We start from the raw sequence: 7,928 nt of genomic DNA, 5'->3' as shown, positions 1-7,928 counted from the left end.
AGTACGTGGCGACAAGGTTATCGCTTATGCTCGTGGTGTATTAGACACGGCTGCACCTTTGGCTAAGGGTTCTCACGTCGGTACAACAAACTACGCAATCGTTGACGGTAAGCTTGCCGTGACACTGGCTGACGGTTCTACTTCAGGTCTAAAAGAAGAAGACAAATTTGTTGGTTACACCGGCGACGTAGCTGCACCAACATCTATTCTTTTGAAGAACAATGGTTTGCACATCGAAATCCAAATCGATGCGACTAGCCCAGTTGGTTCAACTGACGCTGCTGGCGTTAAAGATTTGATCATGGAAGCGGCACTGACCACTATCATGGACTGTGAAGACTCTGTTGCTGCGGTTGACGCAGAAGACAAAGTGACGACTTACGGCAACTGGTTAGGCCTAATGAAAGGCGATCTGGCTGAAGACGTAAGCAAAGGCGGTAAGACATTTACACGTGTGATGAATGCTGACCGTGAATTCACGGGTGTTGACGGTAATACTTTCTCTTTGAAAGGTCGTTCAATGTTGTTCGTTCGTAACGTAGGTCACTTGATGACTAACCCTGCGATTCTTTTGGAAGACGGTTCTGAAATTCCTGAAGGCATCATGGACGGTGTTGTGACAGCGCTTATCGCTATTCACGACTTGAATGGCAATAGCCCATTCAAGAACTCTACAACAGGTTCTGTCAATATCGTTAAACCTAAGATGCACGGCCCAGAAGAAGTGGCTTTTGCTAACGAATTGTTTGCACGTGTTGAAGATGCACTTAACCTGCCTCGCTTCACGATGAAGATGGGTATTATGGATGAAGAGCGTCGTACCACTGTTAACTTGAAAGAATGTATCCGTGCAGCGAAAGACCGTGTTGTATTCATCAACACAGGCTTCCTTGACCGTACCGGTGATGAGCTACACACGTCAATGTTGGCAGGTCCTTTTGTTGCTAAGACTCAAATGAAGCAGCAAGTTTGGATTAACGCATACGAAGATTGGAACGTTGATACAGGTTTGGAAACAGGCCTACAAGGTCGTTCACAGATTGGTAAAGGCATGTGGCCGATTCCTGATGAAATGGGCATGATGATGGAGCAGAAAGTGGGCCATCCTAAAGCGGGTGCTAACACGGCTTGGGTTCCTTCTCCTACTGCTGCAGCACTTCACGCAATTCACTATCATCAGATTGATGTATTTGCGGTTCAAAACGAACTTAAGACTCGCGAGCATGCAAACGTAGATGACATCTTAAGCGTTCCACTAATGTCTGCAGATGAAGTTAAGGCGCTAACGCCTGAATTCATTCAGAACGAAATCGACAACAACTGTCAGGGTATCCTGGGTTATGTTGTACGTTGGGTTGATCAGGGTGTTGGTTGTTCTAAAGTTCCAGATATCAACAACGTTGGTTTGATGGAAGATCGTGCAACATTGCGTATTTCTTCTCAGCACGTGGCGAACTGGTTGGAGCACGGTGTTTGTACCAAAGAACAGGTTGAAGAAAGCTTGAAGCGTATGGCAGCGATTGTTGACGGCCAGAATGCGGGTGATTCTGAATACATCGCCATGGCACCGTCTTTTGACGGCATTGCTTTCCAGGCAGCTTCTGATTTGATCTTCAAGGGCAAAGAGCAGCCAAGTGGTTACACAGAGCCGCTACTTCATGCTTACCGTTTGAAGTTTAAAGCGCAATAAGTGTTTACTCAGCCCCTGCTTATGTAGGGGCACAAAAAAACCGGCTGAATGCCGGTTTTTTTGTGCGTATTGATTAGCTAAATACTTAGGCGGCGCATATTGGCAGAGGGTTTAGCGTATTGCCAATGTTGGTCAAAGCTATCTCTGAGTCTCTGTGCGATCATATGATTGCTGTAGTTAACGAAGCCCGTGTAGCTATCCAGGTCTTTCCGGTAGATGCCGGCGTCAAAATCAACCGTTGTAATCATATCGCGGGGCCTGCTGGCGCCTCTTGGAATCACTCTTAATTCGATGAAGCTGGTCAATTTCTGGGCGAGGTCAATAAGTGGATTGTGATAGCCTGCACCAGTTCGATCATCGATTAATAGTATTCTAATTTTTGCCTGCGAGTTCCTCTTCGATAGATTCAATAGACATTGACGGATGTAGCTTTCTTTAAAGATAGGGTGTGTGATTGTGTCGGAAAGTATGGATATTTGTCTCTGGGCCTGTGAAAGCATGCTTCGATGAAAGCTAACAAACTGGTCTTGGTTATTGTACTTATATAAATGATTATCCTGAGATATTAACAGTGCCTTCCGTCCATCTGTTGACAAGTGAGGCTCTTCTGCTCGGACTTTAATATAATGCCTCAGACAGGGCATTTCCATATGGTATATCCCATCACGATTAGGCTCTTTGGCTGTCACGAATCCTTGAGAGGCAAAGAAGGCCTGATATTCTTGAAAGCATTCCAGGTAGAGCTCATCATAGTTAGACTTTGCGGCAGCTTTCATCGCTCGATGCAGAAGCTGGCGACCAAAGGACTTTCTTCTGCAGGAAGGGTGAATATATAGCTTATGGATATGGGCAGAGCTAGCGTCGTTATGCTTAACGACAACGTAGCCAATAATGTTATCACTGGCGACAAGTGCCTGGATAAAACCCTTCTCTACTTGATGAGCCTTATGAATATGCAGCCAGTCGTTATCGAGCTTGCATAGGCGACGATGTACCTCTAATGGAAGTTTATCCAGGGCATAAGTTTGGATTTTAATTTGACTCATAATATTTCAAATGATGTTACTGCATTATCAATCCATTATTATATCATGCTCAGAATAGAACAGCTGGGGTATGCAGGTCTACCGACTTTACCTGCTTTTTGCTAATTAAGAATAAGGCTCGCTATGTTGCACAATTTTGATGTTCAGGATTTTTTACTCAATTACTGGCAAAAAAAACCAATGCTTATTTCCAAGGCTTTTTCGGACCCATATTGGTTGGAGCCAAGTGAATTAGCGGGTTTAGCCTGTGAGGAGGATGTCGAGTCCCGAATAATTATGCAGTCTGATCAAAAGTGGCAGGTCGAGTGTGGGCCTTTTGAAGAAAGCCGGTTTCCTACTCTACCCAAGAGGGATTGGACGCTTCTGGTTCAAGGTCTTGATCAGTGGTCACCTGAAGTGGCGGAGATTTTAAGGTCTTTTGATTTCTTACCGAGCTGGCGTCTGGATGACATAATGGCTTCGTATGCGCCGGTTGGGGGAACCGTTTCCCAGCATTATGACTTTTTTGATGTCTTTCTAATTCAAGGAGAGGGGAGCAGAAAGTGGCAAGTAGGTCAGGTTTGTAGCGCCGACAGTGAATTGGTACCAGATACCTCTGTGCGTATCCTGACTGAATTTGAGCCTAAATTGGAAGTAACCTTGGAACCGGGTGATATCCTTTACATTCCCGCCAAGCATGCGCACTTAGGAGTCTCTGTAGAAAACAGCATGACCTATTCAGTTGGTTTTCGCGCTCCGAGCATTCGAGATATTGTCGACGGTGTAGCGACAGCAGCTTTGGAGGGCTTGAAAGAGGATGAGCGTTATCAGGATAGCATCGAGGCTTTAAAAGCTGCCCGAGGTAATATCCCTGAAGCTGCTATCACTCGCTTGCGTGAAATGTTGAGCGAGGCCTTGACCAATGAGACCTTGCTTGCAAACTGGCTAGGGGAGTATGTAACGGAAAGGAAGTATCCTGAGCTTGAGCTTGTCGGCGAAAGTATTGAGGATTGGGAGTCGCTCCTTGGTGAGGGTGAGCTAATTCAGCGTAACCCTGCTTCACGCTTTGCCTATACCACCTTCAAGGAGTGTCTGCTTTATGTTGATGGTACTTCTTATAAATGTTCAGCCGCATTGGCTGAAGAACTCGCCGACAGACAAGATCTTTGTCGTCAGCGAATACTAGATTTAGTTTCAGATAAACAGGATAAAAGCGTTATTGCCAACTTATTGGAAAGCGGTGCATTAGTGCTCGGAGATTTGTAGGCAGAGGTCACTGTGCCTCGCTAGGTGCTTCGAGCTATGTTTGAGCTAGCTCATGCTTGACTTACTATCTTCGTTAATAATATCCAGATTAAAAAGGCGGAGAAGGTGACGCCTAGTTTTCAAGATTGGAACAAATTTTTCCTGAACAATGCTTTTCGAGAAACTCTATAGGTGTTTGTGAAAATTCGGCTTTGAAAAAGCGCCTAAAGCCTGATGCTGTTTGAAAGCCAAGTTGTTCAGCCGTGTAATCAATGTTTTGCCTCATTTGAAATAAGTAAACTTTAGCAAGCTCTCTTCGGGCAATGTTGGAAAGGTGAGAAAACGACTCGCCGTGCTTATTAAGCCGTTTTTGTAATCCTCGAACAGATATATTTAGCTTGGATGCCAGCTTCTGACTATTAAAAGACTCTGGGTGGTTGTGCATTATCTGGCTGATTGCACGATACTCGAAGTCTTGCAATCGTTCAGATTTTTGCCAGAGGTCTAGAGACTTATTAAGGTAGAGTTGGTGCAAGGTTGGGTTGTGGCTAGATAGATCTCTGTATAATAGTTGATCATCAAACGTAATGATCGAAAGAGGTTGGTTAAAAGTTGCTTTGCAGTCGAAGTGCTTTAAGTAGCGATGTGAATAGGTAGGCGCAGGAAAATCAAAACATATATCAAGGGGTGTTACTGTGGAACAAATTATTTCTCGTAGAGAGTTTAAGGTATATGAGAAAACCGCCTCGGCGCAAAAACGTCGTTGTTGAATCGTTAGGTTTTTTTTGTAAGGGAAGGTTAGGGCAACACTCAAGCGACCTGGAGATTTATGAATAATAGGGTAATAGCTTGCTCCATGGATAAAGTGATATCGGCTAATCAACTCGAGTCTATTTGGTATAGGCAGGTTTATACCGGTACGGGACAAGCGCCAATTAGCCTTGAGAGTGAGAGTGAGATGATAGAGCGTGTCTCAATGACCCCTGGGGCAATTGGCTATATATACAATAATAACGATACAAAGATTCAGAACAATGAAAATATTAAGATACTTACTGTTTACTAGTAGTTTGCTGCTTGGCTCTCACTCTTCAAGCTTGTTTGCTGAGGAAAACGGTGACTGGTTTACACCTTTCTCGTGGGAGGCTTTTGTTAGCCAAAGCGTTATTTATAGTAGTGATTATGATTATCTGAGCCGCTCGGATGATGAGGCCTCGCTTGATATGTGGGAGGCAGGTTTACTATTTTCTACCACGGTCAAAGGGTCTATAGGCGTTTCCGCCCAGTTATTAGGTCGAAAGGTTAGTGAGTCGAGTGGTGAAGATATTCGTCTCGATTACGGGTTTTTTAGCTACCCGATTTATCAGAGTTTTGATCGTTCTTTGGGTCTTCGTTTAGGGAGAATACGTTCTTCTTATGGTTTTTATAATGAGACTCGGGATATTCCCCATACCCGAACGGGTGTGGTGATGCCGCAAGCCGTTTATTTTGACATGACTCGTAACTCCTTTTATTCCGCTGATGGTGTGGAATTCTTTGGTTCTTATGACCTATCTGGTGAGCCTTTAGCATTTCAACTTTTCTTGAGCCAGCCTGTTGCTGATAAAGATGAGTTGGAAGAGGCCTCACAACTTTCTCCAAGCAAACTCAAAGGAGATCGTAGCCTGTTAGCCAAAATAATATATGGAGAAGAGTTTGATGGTTGGCGTGCCTCCATAACGTACTTCAAACCAGAATACGAAGTATCAGTTGAGTTTCCTGCAGGTGACGACCCTTTGCTTATGATTGTTGAACCTGACGCGTCATTTTACTCCGAAAATATCGTTACATCACTTGAATACAACCAATTCCAATGGTCTGTCACGTTTGAGTATTTGCGCCATAAATTCCAGACTAATATTCCGGCACTGGCAAGCGAGGCTGTTAATGATTTTTATGAAGAAGCTTATTACTTGCAGAGTGTTTATCGTTTTGATGAATTCTGGGAAATGTATGTTCGCTATGAACAAACAAAGCTGAGGGGCTCGTCAGACCCAAAAAGCTCATTTGACGATGCTAATTTTGGTCTGGCATTTAGACCTGATGAGAACTGGCTTCTTCGCGCTGAGATTCATTATATTGAGGGTTACTCGAGGTTGTTTAGTCGTGATAACTCGATTTCAGACGAGCCGGATCCATACTGGACAGCAGTTCTTTTTCAGCTCGCCTATAGGTGGTAGTAGATGATTGACGAGACATTACCCTCAGGATGGAAAGACAAAGGTTTTAACATTAATTGGCAAACGTTTGGAGCGATTAGCCTTGTATTCACATTAATTGTGTTGGTCTTTTCTTTGTTGATGTCTCAGTGGAAAACGCATGAGTTTGAGTCTAACCGGCTTATTGTGCATGCCCAATATGAACAGCAATTAAATCGTTTGATAGAAACTTCTGCGGATAAAGTGATACAGCTAGCGAACTCGGCAAGTTTGAATAAAATTTTAATGGAGGCAATCCGGGGAAACGATGTCGAAAGTTTTCGCAGTGAAATAGAAGAGCTTGATTGGAATTTACAAGCCGATGGGGGATTGTCAGTATTGGCTTTGTTTGATACTCAGCTTGGTATATTACACTCGACTGACTCATTGCAACACCAAGAGAGTGTTAGGGAGGTGCTCCAGAGAGAAGCGCCCTCTTGGCGTGTAGATTGTAACTCTGTTTGCCGAATTGTGACTTACACTGCCATGCTTTATCAGGGGGATGTTTTGGGTGTCATCGTTCTGGCAGAGCCATTAAGTAATGTAATGCTTAGGTTTCAGCACGTCTCAAATATTGATACGGTTTTGCTAAGCAAGAATACGGACCCATTTAGTGCAGGGGTCAAGGGGCTGCCTGTTTCTCCATTTTGGGAGCGTGATCTAATGGCTTTAACCAACCCCTTGGAAAGCAGAGTCGTGCTTGATCAGGCTTCGCGTTCGTACTCTCTTGATGAATTAAGTCGCCGAATTCAGGTTTTGGATTTGTCTCCAAATATTTATGAATTGAAGGCGATGCCTTTGCAGCAAAATCAACTAGTTGTAATATCAAATGTGTCTGAAGACTACTCCTTATTAGATCAAACGATCTCTCAAACGTTCAGTTATAGTTTCTTAGCGTTGCTTGTCGGTGAATTTCTACTATTTATACTATTACGCCAGCCTTTACGTAAGCTACATCGTGCCGATGCAGTTGAGCGCTTGGCAGTCGAAACGTCAAATGCTTTGGATGCACGCACAGAAGCTTTGGAGCGCGAGAAACTATTATCAGAGAGTGTGAATGACTCAGTTCCTGTGGGTATCGCAGTAGTTGATGGTGGCGGGCGCTTATTGTCTGTTAATCGCTATCTAAAATCTTTATTTGAATTAAGCTCAGAAAGTCTCGAAGGGAGCTCGTTGGATTCTCTCATTCAGGCTAAGGGGGGCTTAGTCTCCCGGCGGCTTGAGGATATCACTAGAGGGGTTTTGTCAGAGTTTGAACATGTTGCTTATATCACTTCTGTGTCAGGGCATCAGCACTGCCTTTCTTGGCGTTATACGCCTGTTTATGGAGAGCAGGAAGAGTCTGTCTCTATCTCGTCTCGGCAAGTTTTGGTCATCGCGACACCTTTAGCTGAACCAACTATTGTAGATGAGAGGAAATGGTTGGATGTTCATGATACTGAAACAGGTATGTTAAACCAAAAAGGTTTAGAAGCGCGCCTGACTGATTTGATTGGCAGAGACGACCAAGCGTCACATGCCCTTGCATTGTTGCGAATAGAGTCTCAGTGGCGTGATGAGGTTAAAGCGTGCTTATCAACAGAGTTGGATAGCGCATTTAGTCTTGTTAGTTTGGATCGAAATGAAGTGGCGGTATTGATGCCTTCAACCTCACAACCGGATGCGGCCGGGAACCTGAAGCACTATTGTCGGTCTATCGGTGAAATAACACAGAAGGGCATTATGCCTTTA

6 protein-coding genes are annotated in these 7,928 nt (G+C 44.1%); 4 read left to right on the top strand and 2 right to left on the bottom strand.

What is annotated here, in order from left to right; all coding sequences use genetic code 11:
• Positions 1 to 1,690: malate synthase G (locus A3735_RS09120; protein ID WP_068637967.1), on the top strand; the 1,690-nt coding region annotated here is incomplete at its 5' end.
• 77 nt (positions 1,691 to 1,767) lie between these two features.
• Here the strand turns inward: A3735_RS09120 and A3735_RS09115 are convergent.
• Positions 1,768 to 2,736, bottom strand: a complete 969-nt coding sequence (locus tag A3735_RS09115; protein ID WP_068507459.1) for a GNAT family N-acetyltransferase — start codon at positions 2,734 to 2,736, stop codon at positions 1,768 to 1,770.
• Between the two features lie 123 nt (positions 2,737 to 2,859).
• Here A3735_RS09115 and A3735_RS09110 point away from each other — a divergent pair, with 123 nt between their 5' ends.
• Complete coding sequence (locus A3735_RS09110; RefSeq protein ID WP_068507457.1) at positions 2,860 to 3,981, top strand: cupin domain-containing protein; 1,122 nt, start codon at positions 2,860 to 2,862, stop codon at positions 3,979 to 3,981.
• 112 nt (positions 3,982 to 4,093) lie between these two features.
• Here the strand turns inward: A3735_RS09110 and A3735_RS09105 are convergent, their stop codons facing one another.
• The gene (locus tag A3735_RS09105) at positions 4,094 to 4,888 is read right to left on the bottom strand and encodes an AraC family transcriptional regulator (protein WP_082885845.1); all 795 of its coding nucleotides are present in this window, start codon (positions 4,886 to 4,888) and stop codon (positions 4,094 to 4,096) included.
• Positions 4,889 to 4,994: 106 nt separating this feature from the next.
• On the opposite strand from A3735_RS09105, the gene A3735_RS09095 reads away from it, so the two are divergent.
• Together A3735_RS09095 and A3735_RS09090 are read left to right on the top strand one after the other, a co-directional pair.
• Complete coding sequence (locus tag A3735_RS09095; protein WP_068507451.1) at positions 4,995 to 6,179, top strand: hypothetical protein; 1,185 nt, start codon at positions 4,995 to 4,997, stop codon at positions 6,177 to 6,179.
• A gap of 3 nt (positions 6,180 to 6,182) precedes the next feature.
• Positions 6,183 to 7,928 (top strand): cache domain-containing protein (locus A3735_RS09090; protein ID WP_156499553.1); only part of this gene is annotated, 1,746 nt, incomplete at its 3' end.

The organism is Oleiphilus sp. HI0061, assembly GCF_001635675.1.
Note: the sequence above shows the minus strand (reverse complement) of the source record. Positions and strands in the feature narration are given on the sequence as shown.